Source organism: Pedobacter caeni (assembly GCF_900129215.1).
GTDB classification, from domain to species: Bacteria; Bacteroidota; Bacteroidia; order Sphingobacteriales; family Sphingobacteriaceae; genus Pedobacter; species Pedobacter caeni.
Genome location: NZ_FQUQ01000004.1, coordinates 979,606 through 997,413, shown reverse-complemented (window position 1 = coordinate 997,413; position 17,808 = coordinate 979,606). Strand labels below are relative to the sequence as shown.

Genomic DNA, 17,808 nt, shown 5'->3' with positions numbered 1-17,808 from the left:
CCGCATTGCGGATGCCCGGTTTGAGATTTGCCGGGTGTTAACCACAATCACCCATGTGGCAGAATCTAGTAACCCGTGTTTTGTGTGAGTATACCACTCGATAAATCCATTTGGTTCTGAGGTACAGGCATCAGGTATAGCTTATCCGTCCATACTCTTTTTTGAGCCAGTGTATTCCTGATATCCGTAATGTTTTTCATCACCTGTGGCGCAATTTTCCATCTGCGGATGTCCATATAACGCTGCCCTTCAAGAGCAAGTTCTATTCTTCTCTCCCTGCGGATCAGGTCACGTAAAGATGCTTTATCACTGTATTTAGCTGCATCTACAGGCGGCATACCCGCTCTGTCTCTGATGTCGTTAAGTGCCTGATAAACTGAAGCATCAGGACCCGTCAGTTCGTTTTGTGCCTCAGCATAGCTCAGCAGAATTTCTGCGTAACGGATTAGAATCACATTTGAATAGTTGTCCAGCTGTGCTTTATAGATTTCCGGATCAACCATTTTTCTGAAATTATATCCCGTAGAAGAGTTGTTGTTTCCTCCGCCATTCCAGCTAAACTCATATTCTTTTTCTATGTTGTTCCAGGGGCTACCTACAAATTGAACAGTTGCATAAAATCTGGGATCACGGTTTTTATATTCGTTGGCAAATGCAGGGTCATTGGTTTTAAACAGATTGGCACGTACGGCAGGGTCTGTTGCTGGTACAGCTTCTCCTGTTTTATAATTCAGGTAATCGTTTACCAATTCCTGGGTAGGGGTTACAGAAGACCATCCTCCAAGGTTGGCAGAGGGTAGAAAAGTGTTGAGTGTGTTGGCGTCTTTTTGCTGGATGTATTGTCTGTCCAGGATGATTTCAGTGTTTTGTTTATTCTTTGCCCAAAAGATCTGTTCATAGCTCCTGATGCCCAGACGGAACTTTTTTTCCTCTGCAGCATTGCTGAAGGTTGCCCATTTGCTATAGTCATCACCTAAATCATCACCGGTTTCCGCACTGACCTTAAACAGGGAGTAGCCCAATGCCATGACTTCTTTACTGGCATCTGTTGCCACTTTCCAATCTGCATTGTATAAGGCCGCTCTGGCTTTAAGGGCAATTGCAGCACCTTTAGTAACCCTGCCTTTGTCGTTGTATTTACCTCCTGAATAAGTTTGAGGCAATATCTGGGCTACCGCAGTCAGCTCATCCATAATGAATTTATAAACTTCTGCTTTAGGCGTTCTTTTCAGGTCTACTTCTGAAAACTGGAGAGGCTTTGTCACCAATGGAACATCTCCGAATTTATTGAGCAGGTCTAAGTAAGAAAAAGCCCTTAAGAACCGGGCTTCGGCTTTGTACCTTTCTTTTCTGGTGGCATCCATTTGTACCTTATCTGCATTTTCCAGCAGGAGGTTGGCACTTCTGATGGCGCCAAAACTCCATCCTGCATCATTGGTAGAAGTAATATCACCTGCTGAAATTACGGTTGCCGTACTTTCCCATGGATATTGGCCATAGGCATTATCCGTTTTTGCATCATCATAAATGGTCCCGCCTTCGCCGGGAAGGGTAGAGCTATAGGTATCGTTTAATGCTGAAAACAGGTCATTCTCTGTTTTCCAGAAAGTTGCATCCGACAGCTTGTCCTGCGGTGGTCTGTTTAAAAAATCTTTTTTACAGGAAGCGATGGATAGTAACATCACAAAAGCACCAATCCATTTGATATAAATATTCTTTTTCATCTTGTTCTGCTTAAAATTTAATGTTAGCACCTATTGACCAGGTTTTTAATCCCGGACCATTTCCTCCACGTCCTGAACCTGTTTCGGGATCGTAATCGGCCAGCCGTTTATCGGCCATATAGGTAAATGGATTGTTTGCTGTAATGTAGAAGCGAATGCCCTGAGCTTTTAATTTTTGAGTGAGCAATGCAGGCAGGGTATAACCCAGTGTAAGCCCTCTCACTCTAAAATAGGATCCACTAAACAACCAGAAAGAAGAAATCTGTGCATTTTGCGGGCCATCCTGACTGCGCAATAGTCTTGGGAAATCTGCATTTGGATCAGGATTTTCCTTAGTCCATCTGTTTTTAAAGGCCTCTTTTACACCGGCACTGTTAAAGAAAGGAGATCCGGCTTCGCTTTCCAGGTAAGTTTTTACCCCGGCTACACCATAGGTCAACACTTCCAGATTGAAATTTTTATAAGCCAGATTCAGTGATAAACCATAATTTAAAAAAGGGACATCATTACCGATCACTTTACGGTCTGCGGCATCAATCTTTTTGTCGCCGTTCAGATCTTTATACTTGATGTCACCAGGAGCTGTTGCGGCTGATTGAAAAGCATGGCCTGCAACATCTGCGGCATCAACAAACAAACCTTCTGCCTCATATCCATAAAATGAGCCTACAGATTCCCCTAGTTTTTCTATAAAATAGGTGCCAGTGATCCGGTTGTTGTCTCCTCCAAGGCCAGTGATTTTATTGTTGATTTTAGATAAGTTAGCACTAATTGAATACCTGAAATCTGTGCCTATGACATCATTATAGCTCAGGTTAAGTTCAATCCCTGTGTTTTTTACAGATCCTGAATTTCTGGCTGGTGGGGTAAGCGCATAAGGTGCAAGTGCATTACGTTGAATGAGAATGTCAGTGGAATTTTTAATGTAATAATCTGCATTAACCCTTAGTTTACCTTTAAGTAAAGAAAAGTCCAATCCAAAATTGCTCATGCGTACTTTCTCCCAGGTGGCTGAAGGTTCTACACCGGCAGCCTGCCATACCCCATCGTACGGAACCCCATCAAAGCTATAAGAGTAACCTGATTTAAGCAATGAAAAGTAATTGCCCAGCGGAACTGCATCCTGATTTCCCAACATCCCCCAGGATCCACGTAGTTTAAGGTCGCTGATCCAGGTTATATTTTTCATAAAGCCTTCCTGTGATAACCTCCATGCTGCTGAAAAAGAAGGAAATACTGCTCTTCTTACGTCCGGATGAAAGCGGGAAGAATAGTCCATTCTTAAATTTGCTTCCAGAAGATATTTGTCCTTAAAGCTGTAATTAAACCTTCCAAAGAAAGAGCGCATCGCCCATTCCAGGTCTGAAGTACTGTTCCCTAAAATATCCTGATCCAGATCATCTTTTAACGTACTTACGTCTTCAATGGCTGAAGAACCCGAAACGATGGTCGTCATGTCATTATTCGGGAAGTTCTTTCTCCCTAAATAAGCAGATCTGGCAATGTTACTTTCCTGAGAAGCACCCACCATAATTTTGGCAGTGTGTTGCTCAGTCTTGTATTCATAATCTGCATAACCTTGTACCAGAAAGTTTTGTGTTTTTCCCCATTTTTCTTTCAGCTCATTTACGGTTACTGCGGTTGAAGTGATCGGTGCTTTGGTCAGGAAATTAATCAGTGGGCTCATGGTATTGGTAAATGCCCAGGAGTTGGTGTTCGTTGTTTTTAAGGAAGCAAGACCATTGATGGATAAGCCCTTTACCGGTGTCAGTACAGCGGTTGCAGCAGTTTGCAGGTAGTTGTTCCTGTTGTAGCTTTTCCCTGATTCTTCCATTCTTCTCAATACGTTATCTGCAGCAAGTGTGGTAGATAAGGCCCCTCCGGCAATTGTTCCCCAGGAACCATCAGACTGACGGGCGGCAAGGACAGGCGTTAACCTGTTTAAGGATACCCAGCTCAGGTCGCCACCAGCGATATCGTAGTTCTGACGGTAATAGGAAATGTTCGTTCCCAGTTTTAAGATTGAATTTATTTTGGTATCTGCATTTAAGTTCAGGGTATACCTGTTCTGGTCTTTATTAGGAACGAGAGATTGCTGGTTTAAGTAAGAAGCACTTAAGTAGTAGTTCGTAGCTTTTCCTGCGCTGCTGATGCTGATGGTGGAGTTGCTTTGTGCCGGATTTTTCCTCAGTGCCAGTTTATACCAGTCTGTATTGGCATAGTTGTCCGGATCACTGCCATTGCCAAATTTCTGTATTTGTTCTGGAGTGTACAGAGCGGCTCTTCCTGCATTGGTCAATGCCTCGTTCAACAGCGTTGCATAATCTGTAGCATTGGTATATTTAGGTAACCTGGTAGGCGATTGCAAACCATAAGTGGTATTGAACTCTATCGTTCCTTTGTCCTCTCCTTTACCTCTTTTCGTATTGATCACCAATACGCCATTGGCTGCTCTTGATCCATAAATTGAGGCAGCTGCAGCATCTTTTAATACGGAAATGCTTTCTACATCATTTGGATTCAGGGAGGCAAACTGGGTACTGGTAGCGGGTATCCCGTCGATGATGTACATCGGACTGGCGGAGCCGAGATTGGTACGTCCTCTTAAAGTTACTGTACCGACTGTAGTCACATCTCCCGGACGTTGTATAATAGTTAATCCTGGCGTTAATCCCTGCAAGGCGTTTTGCATCGAAGTTACAGGGCGGTCTTTCAACTGAGCAGAAGTGATGGTGGCTACAGATCCGGATAGATTGGCCTTCTTTTGTGCCCCATAACCCACTACCACAACCTCGGTCAGGTCGCTGGGTTGTACCTCCATTTTAACCGTGATCCGGCTGTTTGTACCGATGTTCACCTCCTGTGTAAAATAGCCCACATAAGAAACGACTAAGACAGCTCCTTCCGGTACATTGCTTAGTTTAAATTGTCCGCTGGAATCTGTGACACCTCCGCGTTCAGTTCCTTTGATCCTGACGTTTGCGCCCGGAATCCCGAGGCCATTTTCGTCAACTACAGTTCCCGTTACATCCTGTGCATTGGTACTGATATTGACTTTAAGGACTTTTTGCTCCTTTTCTTTGATCACGATTGTGTTTGCCCGGATGGAATAACTGATGGGTTGATGTTCAAAACATTTGTCCAGGGCCTCTTTTAGCGGAACATCTTTTACCTCTATCGTTACCGGAAGCGCTTTATCAATAATTTTCTCGATAAAAAAGACACTGTATCCGCTTTGGGCTTCAATAGATTTTAATACCTGTTTTAAAGAGCTGTTCTTTTCGGATAAGGAGATGTTTTTCTGAGCGAAGCTGGCAGCACTTACCTGCATAAAAGCAGAAATAATTAAGAGTACTGTAAATTTCATGGTAACGAATAACTTATTTTTTATACAGCAGGAGCCATATAAATTAAAAGTATAATTTTTCATACATTTGGTTAGTTTTGGTTTCAACAACAGACATCGCATGACATTCATGTGCTGTTATTTGGTTGATTAAAAAATATCGATTCTTGGAATGGCAATCCCAAAACTATTACTGCCGGGAGTGGAGTCAACACTTCCGGTTTTATTTTGGGCTGCTGCTGAGTAAAGGTTTATTTTACAATCTTCACCTCCCTTCCTTCTACTTCAAATTTAAACTCATTTGTGGCCTCTAAGATTTTTATAATGTCTGCAAGGTGATTCGATCTTGAAAAGGAACCGCCAAAATTGATGTTCTTAAAATTCCCTTCATAAGAAACTTTAATACTATACCATCTTGACAGTTTGCGCATCGCGCTTTGAATGTCTTCATTGTTAAATATAAACCGTCCGTTTTTCCAGTCTACCGCGCTTTCTGTATCTACCTTCTTCACTTCAAAGGTCTTTGCATTTAAGATCGATTGCTGGCCGGGGTTAAGAAAACGGGATAGGGCAGGTTGACCTTGGGCTGATTGGTTGGTTTGACTTACTTTGACACTGCCTTCCAGTAAGGTTGTTTTTATAGCAGGCTCATCCGCATAGGCATTGATGTTAAAATGAGTGCCAAATACACTCAGTTCCTGCCCTTCAGTACTCACGATAAATCTTTTGTTTTTATCTTTGGAGACCTCAAAATACCCTTCTCCGGTAAGTTCTACCCTCCGTTCTGTGCCGGTAAACACCACAGGGTAACGTAAAGAGGAAGCTGCATTCAGCCATACTTTTGTTCCATCAGGAAGGTTAATCTGGTATTTTCCACCCAAAGGGGTTTCAATTTTGTTGTAAACAGGTTTCGTCGTTTGTAAGGATGATTTTGTATCTGATACTGTATAAATCAGCTGTCCATCCGCAGATTTTGAAATCTTTAGTCCCATCTGCTCCGCGATTTTTCCGGTATCTGCATCAGTTAAGCTCAACCTTGTTCCATTTGCAAGAATTAAAAAAGCTTTGTCTCCCCCTGCTTTAATCTTTGATATAGCCTCTTCAGTTGCTTTGTGAGGGGCTTCTTGCGAACTGTAGAAGTACAGGCCCAGATTTAACAGAATCAATAAAGATGCAGCAACTGACCACCATGGGAATCTTTTAATCAGTGGCCTTACCTCGTTTGCATCGACATTTACATTGATCCTTCCCAAAATAACCCGTTCTACCTCTTCCGCATCACCCATCACTGAGGGATCCCATTCCACTTCTTCTTCCTGTAATTGGTCATAGAAGTTAAATAGCAATACCTGTTCAGCTTTACTGGCTTTTCCGTCCAGATATTTTTCTATTAAATGCTTGAATTCCACTTCTTTCAAAATTGTTGCTTTTTAGGTATGTACCATAAGGAGCTGCGATCCCCCAAAGAATTGAAAAAAAATAAAATATATGTTTAGGTCTGAAAATTTTAACCGGCTAATGTCTTGTGATTACCCGGAGCAGGATCAGCCCCCAGAACAGGAGGTCTCCCATTTGGGTACGAAGTTTTCTTAATGCAATGGTGATTTGATTTTCGACAGTTTTTGGAGAGATCTGGAGACGTGCAGCAATTTCTTTAACACTCAGGTGCTCTTTACGGCTCAGGATGAAAATTTCTTTACACTTTTCCGGCAGCGTCGCAATGCTTTCCTCTAAACGCTTGTCCAGTTCCTTTTCATGAAGGGTATCTTCAATGCTGTTCTTATCAAAAAATTCATCCGCCTGACCGGATAAATCTACTCTGGCTTTCCCATCACGGATGGCTTTAAATACTTGAAAACGAACTGCAGTATATAAATAGGCAGCTAAATTATCTATAGAAACCTGATTCCGTTTTAACCACAATTGTGCAAAGATTTCCTGAATGATATCTTCAGCAGCATGAATATCTTTAAGAATGTGGTAAGCAGAGAGGTAGAGTTTCTGCCAGTATTTATGATATAAGCTCTCAAAAGCAGAACGGTCATCGTTTTGAATTGCCTTTAGAAGCTCCTCATCAGATAGGCCTTTTTGTCTGTTTAGCTTCATTTGTAACGTTCGAGTTACTAAACTAGTATATTTTTTATGAAAAAATAGGTTTATGTGTCATGATGATCTAAAATTGAATAAGGTCTGATGGTAAAAGATAAATCAGGAGATTGGAATATTTTTGTAACATATCCTTTAAATTAGAAGTCAGATCATCAAATCTTAAGCCATATGAAAAAAATAGTTACCTGTCTTTTCCTTTCCTTTTTTGTGTTATCGGCAGTTGCGCAGCAAAATAAAACAGTTCCAGATAGCCGGCTGGCAGACCTGGATGTGTTATTGAATAAAGTGTTAAAAGATCAGAAGGTAGCTGGTTTCGCCGTTGCTGTAGTAGAAGGAGACAAGGTGATTTATAGTAAAGGATTTGGTTACCGTGATGTAGAACATAAAAAACCGGTTACCCCCAATACGCTTTTTGCCATTGGTTCCAGCTCGAAAGCTTTTACTTCAGCATTGCTTGGCCAACTGGAAAAAGAAGGGAAATTATCATTAGATGGCAAAGCCACTACTTACCTGCCACAGTTGAAGTTTTTCAATGACAACATGAATAACCAGATCACCATTCGCGACATGATGTGCCACCGTACCGGATTGTCCCGTTATGATTATTCCTGGTATCTCTTTAATACCCCAAACAGGGATAGCATCATCCAGCGTGTGAAGTATATGGAGCCTAATGCAGGCTTAAGAGAGAAATGGCAATACAACAATTACATGTTTCTTGCTCAGGGGATGATTGCTGAAAAATTAACAGGAAAAACCTGGGAACAGAACATAAAGGAAAAGTTTTTCACTCCGTTGGAGATGACCCGCTCAAATACCAGTATCTATGAGATGCAGAAGGATGCAGATGCCTCTTTGCCTTACACCCTGGAAAAGGACAGCATCATTAAAAAGGTGGATTATTATGATATTTCCGGTATGGGACCAGCAGGATCTATCAATAGCAGTGTCAACGAAATGGCCAATTGGTTGCAGGTTTGGATGACTGGTGGCTACTACCATAAAAAAGAAATCCTTCCTCCATCTTATGTCGGACAGGCTGTATCGGCACAAATGGTGATGGAAGGCGCATTACCAGGAGAGTTTAAAGATATTTATTCGGCCAGTTATGGCTTTGGCTGGATGATCAGTTCTTATCGTGGGCATTATCTGGTAGAACATGGTGGAAACATTGATGGTTTTTCTGCAAATGCGGCTTTCTTTCCTGTTGATAAGATTGGAATAGTCGTTTTAACCAATCAGAACGGTTCTGCTGTTCCCGGCTTGGTGCGAAACAGCATTGCCGACAGGATCTTTAAGCTGGCCAATATAGATTGGAATGGCCGGCAAAATGAAAAGAAAGAAGAAGCCCTGAAAAATAAAAAAATGGAACAATCAAAAGATCTGGTACAGGTTTTAAATACAAAACCTTCACACCCGGCGAAAGACTATGTTGGCTTTTATCATAACCCTATCGCAGGCACAATTGATGTCTCTCAAAAAGGCGATTCCCTGTTTGCGGTATTGGGAAAAAACAGGATTTTCCTGAAGCATTACCATTATGATGTTTTTGAGCTAAGGGACATTGACAAAAAAGGAGTAATTGATACGGCAATAAACACTTTCAGAATCAGTTTCAACTCAGGAATAGATGGGAAGATGGAAAGCATGAGTGTGCCTTTGGATGGAAAGAATGTTGCTTTTGCCTTTCTTCCAAAAAAAGTGGTTTTAACGAAGGAAATGTTAGCACGTTATACAGGCGACTATGATCTGGCTAAGACTGCAGTCAAAGTGTATCTTAAGGATAAAATCCTTTTTGTATCCATCGCCGGACAGCCGGAATTTGAAACGACTTTTTTAGAAGAGAATTCTTTTGAACTCAAAAATTTAAAAGGCTTTAGTGTGAAGTTTGACATGACCGGAAATAAAGCAGAATCTTTGACATTTATACAACCTAATGGTAATTTTAAAGCAACCCGCAAAAAATAACAAACCAGCGCAACTTTAAAACATGAAACATTCCTTTGAACAAATCAGGCTGAGGCTAACCAGAGAAATTACCCCTGACTTGAACCCCCTTGATGTTCATGAAATTGGAGACAGTGGTTATTTACTTCAATTTAAATCAAGTCCCGTATTCGCCCGTCTTGATCCTGATCTAAAGGAAGTCTGGCGTAAAGATCTTGGGAATTATATTCCAACTTCCGAGCGATACAAACTGACCATAAGTCCGGATGGTCTGCTTCTTGGACTAATTTATGATCAGGAGTTTAGAATTATCGACCTGGATGGGAACTTGCTTTATGAACTTAAACTGACCGGTTTGTCGCCTTATCAGGAAGCTGATTCCTATTTTTCAAATGATAATCATTTGATTTGGCTGATTGCTCCGGATTTTGAAAAGGGGGATCAGGTACATGTTCTTGATCGCAGTAGCTTTACTGTTCTTGCCTCCGAACACCTGAAAGCAGAAGATGAGTACATCTATAATTTTTGCCCCACGCCAAATCATGATGCGGTAATCCTTGATGCTGCTGCAGGTCAGGATGAGGGGAAAATTCTTTTGCTAAAGATTAAAGATGGAAAAATAGAACTGGGTGAACTTGCGCAATGTAACGACAGAATAATGGGTTCATTTGCACCTGGTGGGAAGGAGTTTGTTACCGCTCCTCATTATGATGAAGGTGTTGAAATTTTTTCTTTTCCTGTCATAGAAAAAGTCGCATCAGTTGAACAGGAGGCTATTTTTGATGGAAGGCAAGAAGAGTATCCTTCGGAAGAAGATGAGGATAGCCTGAATTATCAGGTATTTTACCTTAATGATCATTATCTGCTCGTTTTTACCCGATACCACCGCCTGTTGCTGTTGGAAAGGGAAACGATGCAATGTATAGGGGAGCTATTGCCTGAGGGATGTCAGATTAACGCTTATAATAAATCGGGTAAACTGACGAATAATCCTGATGAGGTATTTGATTATGAAGGTGAAATTCTGGATGTTAAACTCAGTAAAAACCATCAACTCCTGATTAAACATACCTCTGGCAGTATAAAGTGGTATGATTTACCTGAATGGCTTTCCTGATTCCAGATCTGTTGAAGAAACAACCTGGAAGTAGCGTCTTGTTACTGAAACAATGTTTCTGTTTGCAAATAATGACTTTACAATAATAATTGGTTTCTTTCGATTATTGTAGATTTAAAAAGTTAATCTGCATATTGAAAAATGAAGCAATTTGTACAATCAAATATTCAGGCGAGTTTTCTTTTGTTATCTGAACAGGAGAAAGCTGACTTTGAATGTATCAAAGCACATTATAAAATTTTATGGCATCATGGGATGTCAATGGAGATCATCATCGATGGAATTCCGGTGATACTGGAAAAAGAACAAATCGTTTGTATCGGGCCGGAATGCCGGGTCAGCATTGCCGGCGATTCTACCTGGTCTTCACTGGTCTTTAACAGGGAGTTTTATTGTCTGGAACTACACGATGCGGAAGTTGCCTGTAGTGGTTTTCTTTTTTATGGCACCAGTTATCCATTAATTCTGAAACTGCAGGCAGAAGATACTACTAAATTTACGGGCATGTACCAGGTGATGCTGGATGAGTTCGACAACCGTGACCATATACAGGGGGAAATGCTGAGGATGTTGCTCAAGCGTTTCATTATTACCTGTACCCGTTTAGGCAGGCAACAGTATTTTGAAAATGGGATTGAAGACGACCCCTATAATGAGATCCGTGCTTACCGGATGCTGGTAGAGACGAATTTCAGGACACAACATCAGGTCTCATTTTATGCAGTAAGCTTGCATAAATCGCCGAAAACGATCGCTCATTTGTTCAATCGCTACCATAAAACTACTCCATTAAAAGTCATTCACGACCGGTTGATCCAGGAAGCACGAAGCCTGTTGTATTATACGGATAAATCGGCCAAAGAAATTACGCATGAACTGGGCTTTGAAGAGCCTGCTCATTTCAGCAGATTTTTCAAGAAATGCCTGGGGATTTCTCCACTTGATTTCAGAACCCAGGCACGTTTGAGAAAACCCGGGGAAAATTGGTAATACCCGGGGAAATAAGGGTAAGCATAAAACGGGCGGCGTTCATGAGCTTTGTTCCTACACCTTAAGGAATAAAAATCAAGCTTATGAAAAAATTACTCGGTGCTTTTATCGCATTGACAGCATTCGCTGCCTGCAAGAAAGACAAAAACAACATGCCGGATCCTGATCCCGCTAAACTTACTTTTAAAATTGAAAACATTTCTGTAGCCAAACCCTTTGTTCAATCAGGAACTTTTAAAGGGGAAGGGACGCCACCAGTAATCCTGCCGGGCAGCAAAATCAGCTTCAGCTTTTCTGCAGGAAAAGGGCAGGCGATTTCCTTTGCAACCATGTATGGCTGGTCCAATGATTTATTTTTTGCACCGGCAAATCCGGGCATCGCTTTATACGATGGAGCGGGTAAACCTGTGGAGGGAGATGTTTCTTCACAAATAAAGCTCTGGGATAATGGGAGTATGGTCAATCAGCAACCAGGTATGACAAATCCTCATAACGGAGCAGTTCAAAATGGAGTGATTACAGAAGTTAAAGGTAAAGACGCGGAAGGGTTCAGCTACCTTTCGGCTGATCAGCTGATGCGCACTACCTTAAAGTACAATGGCAATTCTATATTTACCATTACGCTGGAGAACATCTCAGGTGGAACCACAAATGCGACTCCTTTTAGCCCTGGTGTATGGACGGTCTCAGGTTTCCTCGGTGGAAAACTATTGAACGAAAATCCTTTGTTTACCGTCGGACAAAAAACGGCAAATGGCCTTCAGCCTTTGGCAGAGATGGGAAATAATCAACCCCTTGCGGATTATACCAAAGCGAATACAGGGATTACCACTGGTTTATCCCCTGCATTGGTAGTGGTGTATAATGGGGATACCAATCCGATATTTACAGGCGGAGAAAACGATAGGGGAAATGGTCTTTCTTCGGTTGCGCAGGAGGGAGATGCAACTGCATTAGCTGCCGCGTTGAAAGGAATGAAAGGGGTTAAACAAGTCTATGTGATCGAAGCACCGCAAACCAAAGCGATTGTTCCGGGAGGAAGTGCTTCAGCTAAGATCGAAATCGGTCCTGGTGATAAACTGACCTTTGTATCTATGTTTGGGAGTTCCAATGACTGGTTCTATTCCTTTGAGGATAAAGGAATCAGTTATAATGCCCTGAATGGCGATCTGAGCAGCTTGATTAAGCTGATGGATAACGGAACCGAAATTGATGAGTATCCTGGTGCAGGAAATAACCAGCCTCAGTTTAATCCGAATCAGAAGGCTCCTGAAGCACAGGCAATCAAAGAAGTTGGAAATAAATATCCGGTACTCCAGGCAAAAGATATCATTAAAGTCAGCATTACTAAGTAAGAGATGAAAACCATTCAAAAAACATTGCTGTTGTTGGTGTTCACGATGTTAACCACCGTGCTGGTCATGCTGGCCGGTGGAGCATTTGCACAGCTTCCGGAACAGGCAACAGGCATTAAACCGCTATTGACGGGACAAAAAATACCGGAAACAAACCTGACCGATAAGGAGGGAAGAACTGTGAATACAAAGGAATTATTTAAAGACAAGCCAACGATTCTGATCTTTTACAGGGGAGGTTGGTGCCCGTATTGTAACAAACACCTTTCTGAACTGGCAACGATTGAAGCGCACTTGAAATCAATGGGATATCAGGTGCTGGCCATTAGCCCGGATGCTGCTGCGGAGTTAAAAGCGGCAACAATAAAAGACAAACTCGGATATGGGCTTTATTCTGATAGCCAAGGTTTGCTCTCCAGGGCGGTGGGCATTGCTTATCAATCACCGGAGAAGTACAAGTCTTTGATCAGTAAATCGTCCGGTGGGCTCAATAAAGACTTTTTACCTGTACCCTCCTTATTTATTGTGAGCAGGTCGGGAGAGATCTTATTTGAATATATAAACCCTGATTATAGTAAAAGGATACCTGCAGATCTGGTGAAAGTGGTAGCAGAATTCTATGCAAAAAGCAATTGAGCTTTTGCATAGAACCTCTTACAGCTGTTTTTTTGCTGATATTTCAGGCTGTTTTTTTTTTAATATTTTGCCTGATCGTTGCTGTTCAGCTTGAATTTTCCTGCAAAACGGGATGAATGAAATGAATTGGTAATTCTGATAGTCTATGTGTTAATTTTAATAAAATAAAAATTAACGCGCTATGATTTCAACTGATTTAGCCATTATCGGGGCAGGCCCCGTTGGGCTGTTTGCCATTTTTGAAGCAGGTTTGCTCAAAATGCGTTGCCATTTAATTGATTACCTGCCTAAGGTTGGAGGACAACTGTCCGAATTGTATCCTAAGAAGCCCATCTATGACATTCCGGGGTATCCAAGTATTCTTGCCCAGGACCTGGTGGAGAATCTTCTGGAGCAGGCAAAGCCTTTTCATCCGGGTTTTACCATGGGGGAACGGGTTGAAATGCTCGAAAAACGGGGAGAAGCTGATTTTATCCTGACAACGAACATGGGGACAGTGATCTCGGCTAAGGTGATCGTAATTGCCGGAGGCTTAGGTTGTTTTGAACCGCGTAAACCCGTGTTGTCGGGGATTGAACGATTTGAAAACGGAGGGGGAGTAAACTATATGATCCTCAATCCTGAACAATATAACGGACAAAAAATGGTCATTGCCGGAGGCGGGGATTCTGCTTTAGACTGGACTATTTTTTTATCTGATATTGTAGAAGAATTAACGCTGGTTCATAGAAGTGAGAATTTCCGCGGGGCTCCGGACTCCGTTAATAAGGTTATGGAACTTGCAGGGAGCGGAAAAATAAACCTTGCACTGAACAGTAACCTGCATTCTATTTCAGGGTATGACCGGCTTGAAAATGTCGAACTCATCCACAATGAGAGTAATGAGGTAATCAGTGTGGCCACAAACCATTTGATTCCTCTGTATGGTTTAAGTCCAAAACTAGGACCTATCGAAGCCTGGAACCTGAACATCAACAAGAGCGCAATTGAGGTCAATACAGAGGATTATTCTACAAACATTCCAGGTATTTATGCGATTGGTGACATTAATACCTATAAGAATAAACTTAAGCTTATTCTTTGCGGGTTTCATGAAGCAGCACTGATGAGCCATAGCGCTTACCAGTACATTAACCCCGGTGTGAAATATACGATGAAGTACACGACTGTAAATGGGGTTACTGAGTTTTAGTTGAAAATTTGATTTCCTTTTTGTTTATTCATTTTTCTGTGTACAATTTATTCATTTTGTCGATTTTATTCTTTTTACGCTGTTTGTGTGAAATACTGCTTTAAACCTGGTTTAAGACTTCGTTTCGGGTTGTTCATTAATTGTGAATAGAATGAATGAGGTTTTTGAAAAAAAATGTCACTGATTGGTGATGACTGTTTGTAAATGAGGTAATGCGTCTTTTTAATGGATTAAGTCGGTTTATGCCAAAATAGAGCAATAAGGAATAAAATGAATGAATGTATTTTGAGCTGCAGCCCTTTACATTTGTGTGGCAGTCTTATTTGTTTGTTTAAAATTTTATCTATGTAGTTGTCTTTATTGTAATCCAATCCCTTTTGTTTACTTAATCATAAACATATGCGCTCTTTCTCAGAAATATTTGAGTCCTACCAGACTCAAACAGATTCAATCATTTTTCCTGTCCAACCGGAAAATTTATACGGATCAATTACCTATTTCCTGCGTAGTCCAGGCAAGAAAATAAGGCCGGTTTTATGTCTTATGAGTAATGAACTTTTTAAGGAAGTCCATGCCGACGCTTATCATGTTGCCAATGCGGTCGAGTTGTTTCATAACTTTTCGCTAGTTCATGACGACATTATGGATCATTCCGTTTTACGCAGGGGCCGTCCCACTCTACACCTGAAGTATGGGGAAAATACAGCCATTTTAGCCGGCGATATCCTGTTGATCCATGCTTACATGCAGCTGAATAAAATCAACATCTCTTACCGTGAGCAGATTACTCATTTATTTTCAGAAATGGCCTGCCGGATCTGTGAAGGACAACAAATGGATATTGATTTTGAAAAGCGGGAAATTGAAACGCTGAAATATACGGACTACCTCAGGATGATCACCTTCAAAACATCTGTTTTACTAGGTACTGCAGCTCAGATCGGGGCCATTATTGGCTTAGCAAACCCTCAACAGCAAAATAACATTTATGATTTTGGTGAAAACATAGGAATTGCTTTTCAGATCCAGGATGATTTTCTGGATGCTTTCGGAGATGTTTCCATCACAGGGAAACAGGTAGGTAGCGATATTCTGGAGAATAAAAAAACAGCACTCCTGTTAAAGGCTTTTGAATTGGCAGATCCATTACAGAAGATGGAACTGAAAGCAGCAATGCTGCTCATCGGAGAAGAAAGGATTCATACAGTTATTGGACTGTATAAAAATCTGAAAGTAGATGAATGGGCCAGTACTGCCATTTTACACTATACCGAAATTGCTTTTAAAAGCCTTGACCTGATCGATATACCGGTATACAAGAAAGAAAAATTAGCAGAATTAGCTAATTCCCTGTTGGTCCGTCAATCTTAAAAACTCACCTTTTTATCTGAAATCGATATGCAATCTGAAGTTTTGAGTTTAGATGCCAGGCCATCTAACAGACTAACCACCGTTGACGTGAAAGCCGGAAATTTGCTTTTAGGAAGCTCTTTTCCTATCAGGCTTCAAACCATGACCACCACCGATACCATGGATACGATTGCTACTGTTGATCAGGTGATGAAGTGTGTCGATGCAGGGGCCGATCTGGTCCGGATCACAGCACCTGGTCTGCGTGACGCAGAAAACTTGTTAAATATTCAGCAGAGTTTACGTAAAAACGGATGTTTTGTCCCGCTTGTTGCAGACATTCATTTTACCCCTAACGCAGCGGAAGCGGCAGCGAGAATTGTAGAAAAAGTAAGGATCAATCCTGGTAATTATGCCGATAAAAAGAAGTTTGAATCCATTGATTACAACGATGATGCTTATCAGTATGAGCTGGACAGAATCCGAAGCAGGTTTGTTCCATTGATTAAGATTTGCAAGGAATATGGCACCGCACTCCGTATCGGTACAAACCATGGCTCCCTAAGCGACCGGATCATGAGCAGATATGGGGATTCTCCAATCGGAATGGTGGAGAGTGCCATGGAATTTCTCCGCATTGCTGAAGACCTCAATTTTTACAACATCGTATTGAGCATGAAATCCAGTAATCCATTGGTGATGATCGGTGCCTATCATTTGCTCGTTGAGAACATGCAACAGGAACTGAAACATTGTTATCCCTTACATCTGGGAGTTACTGAGGCAGGAGATACCGAACAAGGCAGGATTAAATCTGCAATTGGAATAGGGACTTTACTGGAAAGCGGGATCGGCGATACCATCAGGGTATCACTTACGGAAGCTCCGGAATTTGAGCTGCCCGTTTGCCGCAGCATTGTGCAAAGGTATAGCCCCCGATCAGGTTCAGCCACCCGATCTCCTGAAGAAAAATTGAACCATAGTTTTCGTCAGGACCGGGTTTCCACTGCTAAAATTTTAAATATCGGGGCAGATCGTCCACCAATTGTAGTGGCTGATTTTTCAGGAATAGAAGAGATCAGCAGTGCTGATTTTGCAGCGATCGGATATGGCTATAATGAGCTTACCGATAAATGGAATATCGGCCATGCCGCTGCGGATTATATTTTTCTTGACCGCCCTTTGTCTTTTTCTCCCCCAGGAATGATGGGCATGATTTTGCCATTTCAGGTGTGGAGAACGCTCCCTGATAAAGAGACCTATTTCCCTCTTTTTGAATTAGATGAGTATAAATCCAGCCGGTATACTTCCGGCAAGGCGAATATGATTCTGCTTAATTATTTGGAAATAGGCTCTTTTATCGCTGAATTTGAAGGCCAGGATCTATCTAAGGTAGTTTTAGTGATCGATACCGCTGGGCTAAGCCCGGCAAAGGATTGCATAAAACAACTTCATCTTTTAGAAATCAGTAAGCTGCAGGTTCCCTGTATTTTAAGAGCTTATCCTGATGATCGCAGTATGGACGATTTAATCGTTAACTATGCTGCCTATGCAGGCGAACTGATTTTAAATGGCTGGAAAGATGGCATCTGGTTAGTTCCGCCTGTAAGTAATGAATTTGATCACCTGCCCCTGGTTTTAAACAATATCGCTTTCGGCATTCTTCAGGTTACCCGTGCAAGAATTTCGGGTACCGAATATATTTCCTGTCCATCCTGTGGCCGTACCTTATTCGACCTGCAAACCACAACAGAGAAGGTCCGTCTGGCCACCAATCACCTTAAAGGATTGAAAATAGCGATTATGGGCTGTATTGTAAATGGTCCGGGAGAAATGGCGGATGCAGACTTCGGATATGTAGGAAGCGGACCGGGGAGGATCTCTCTCTATCGGGGGAAGGACATGATCAGGAGAAATGTGGCTAGTGAAGTGGCTGTAGATATGCTGATAGACCTCATTAAGGAGTATGAAATGTGGGAAGAACCCCCATAGCCAGATATTTCTTTTCCTATACTAGAAAGTTTCATCCCTGATTAACCTCT

At 41.7% G+C, this 17,808-nt stretch carries 12 protein-coding genes; 8 read left to right on the top strand and 4 right to left on the bottom strand.

Annotated elements, in window-relative coordinates:
• Positions 1 to 65: 65 nt before the first annotated feature.
• The 4 genes from BUC20_RS23685 to BUC20_RS23670 form a co-directional block, all read right to left on the bottom strand.
• Positions 66 to 1,724, bottom strand: coding sequence for a RagB/SusD family nutrient uptake outer membrane protein (locus tag BUC20_RS23685; protein WP_073233722.1), 1,659 nt, complete (start codon positions 1,722 to 1,724; stop codon positions 66 to 68).
• 10 nt (positions 1,725 to 1,734) lie between these two features.
• Positions 1,735 to 5,091, bottom strand: coding sequence for a TonB-dependent receptor (locus tag BUC20_RS23680; RefSeq protein ID WP_159441153.1), 3,357 nt, complete (start codon positions 5,089 to 5,091; stop codon positions 1,735 to 1,737).
• A 230-nt stretch (positions 5,092 to 5,321) separates the two neighbouring features.
• Positions 5,322 to 6,479, bottom strand: coding sequence for a FecR family protein (locus tag BUC20_RS23675; RefSeq protein ID WP_084529204.1), 1,158 nt, complete (start codon positions 6,477 to 6,479; stop codon positions 5,322 to 5,324).
• A 106-nt stretch (positions 6,480 to 6,585) separates the two neighbouring features.
• Complete coding sequence (locus BUC20_RS23670) at positions 6,586 to 7,176, bottom strand: RNA polymerase sigma factor (RefSeq protein WP_073233719.1); 591 nt, start codon at positions 7,174 to 7,176, stop codon at positions 6,586 to 6,588.
• A gap of 171 nt (positions 7,177 to 7,347) precedes the next feature.
• Between BUC20_RS23670 and BUC20_RS23665 the strand changes: the two genes are divergently transcribed.
• From BUC20_RS23665 to ispG, 8 genes are all read left to right on the top strand, one after another.
• A complete protein-coding gene (locus BUC20_RS23665) occupies positions 7,348 to 9,147 on the top strand; it encodes a serine hydrolase (RefSeq protein ID WP_073233717.1) in 1,800 nt (599 codons plus the stop codon).
• 22 nt (positions 9,148 to 9,169) lie between these two features.
• Positions 9,170 to 10,243, top strand: coding sequence for a hypothetical protein (locus tag BUC20_RS23660; protein ID WP_073233715.1), 1,074 nt, complete (start codon positions 9,170 to 9,172; stop codon positions 10,241 to 10,243).
• A gap of 141 nt (positions 10,244 to 10,384) precedes the next feature.
• Positions 10,385 to 11,233: a helix-turn-helix domain-containing protein gene (locus BUC20_RS23655; protein ID WP_073233713.1), complete on the top strand. Its 849-nt coding sequence runs from the start codon at positions 10,385 to 10,387 to the stop codon at positions 11,231 to 11,233.
• An 83-nt stretch (positions 11,234 to 11,316) separates the two neighbouring features.
• Positions 11,317 to 12,588: a spondin domain-containing protein gene (locus BUC20_RS23650; RefSeq protein ID WP_073233711.1), complete on the top strand. Its 1,272-nt coding sequence runs from the start codon at positions 11,317 to 11,319 to the stop codon at positions 12,586 to 12,588.
• Between the two features lie 3 nt (positions 12,589 to 12,591).
• Positions 12,592 to 13,224 carry a peroxiredoxin-like family protein gene (locus BUC20_RS23645; RefSeq protein ID WP_200800993.1) on the top strand — a complete coding sequence of 211 codons (633 nt, stop codon included), beginning with the start codon at positions 12,592 to 12,594 and terminating at the stop codon, positions 13,222 to 13,224.
• 181 nt (positions 13,225 to 13,405) lie between these two features.
• The gene (locus tag BUC20_RS23640) at positions 13,406 to 14,416 is read left to right on the top strand and encodes an NAD(P)/FAD-dependent oxidoreductase (RefSeq protein WP_073233709.1); all 1,011 of its coding nucleotides are present in this window, start codon (positions 13,406 to 13,408) and stop codon (positions 14,414 to 14,416) included.
• A gap of 399 nt (positions 14,417 to 14,815) precedes the next feature.
• Complete coding sequence (locus BUC20_RS23635; RefSeq protein ID WP_073233707.1) at positions 14,816 to 15,787, top strand: polyprenyl synthetase family protein; 972 nt, start codon at positions 14,816 to 14,818, stop codon at positions 15,785 to 15,787.
• A 27-nt stretch (positions 15,788 to 15,814) separates the two neighbouring features.
• Positions 15,815 to 17,758 (top strand): (E)-4-hydroxy-3-methylbut-2-enyl-diphosphate synthase, encoded by a 1,944-nt coding sequence (gene ispG, locus BUC20_RS23630; protein ID WP_073233705.1) that lies wholly within the window; start codon positions 15,815 to 15,817, stop codon positions 17,756 to 17,758.
• The last annotated feature ends 50 nt before the right edge of the window (positions 17,759 to 17,808 follow it).

Coding starts and splice junctions, on each gene's coding strand:
- BUC20_RS23685 (WP_073233722.1), bottom strand. CDS start 1,724: ATGAAAAAGAATATTTATATCAAATGGATTGGTGCTTTTGTGATGTTA.
- BUC20_RS23680 (WP_159441153.1), bottom strand. CDS start 5,091: ATGAAATTTACAGTACTCTTAATTATTTCTGCTTTTATGCAGGTAAGT.
- BUC20_RS23670 (WP_073233719.1), bottom strand. CDS start 7,176: ATGAAGCTAAACAGACAAAAAGGCCTATCTGATGAGGAGCTTCTAAAG.
- BUC20_RS23665 (WP_073233717.1), top strand. CDS start 7,348: ATGAAAAAAATAGTTACCTGTCTTTTCCTTTCCTTTTTTGTGTTATCG.
- BUC20_RS23660 (WP_073233715.1), top strand. CDS start 9,170: ATGAAACATTCCTTTGAACAAATCAGGCTGAGGCTAACCAGAGAAATT.
- BUC20_RS23655 (WP_073233713.1), top strand. CDS start 10,385: ATGAAGCAATTTGTACAATCAAATATTCAGGCGAGTTTTCTTTTGTTA.
- BUC20_RS23650 (WP_073233711.1), top strand. CDS start 11,317: ATGAAAAAATTACTCGGTGCTTTTATCGCATTGACAGCATTCGCTGCC.
- BUC20_RS23645 (WP_200800993.1), top strand. CDS start 12,592: ATGAAAACCATTCAAAAAACATTGCTGTTGTTGGTGTTCACGATGTTA.
- BUC20_RS23640 (WP_073233709.1), top strand. CDS start 13,406: ATGATTTCAACTGATTTAGCCATTATCGGGGCAGGCCCCGTTGGGCTG.
- BUC20_RS23635 (WP_073233707.1), top strand. CDS start 14,816: ATGCGCTCTTTCTCAGAAATATTTGAGTCCTACCAGACTCAAACAGAT.
- ispG (WP_073233705.1), top strand. CDS start 15,815: ATGCAATCTGAAGTTTTGAGTTTAGATGCCAGGCCATCTAACAGACTA.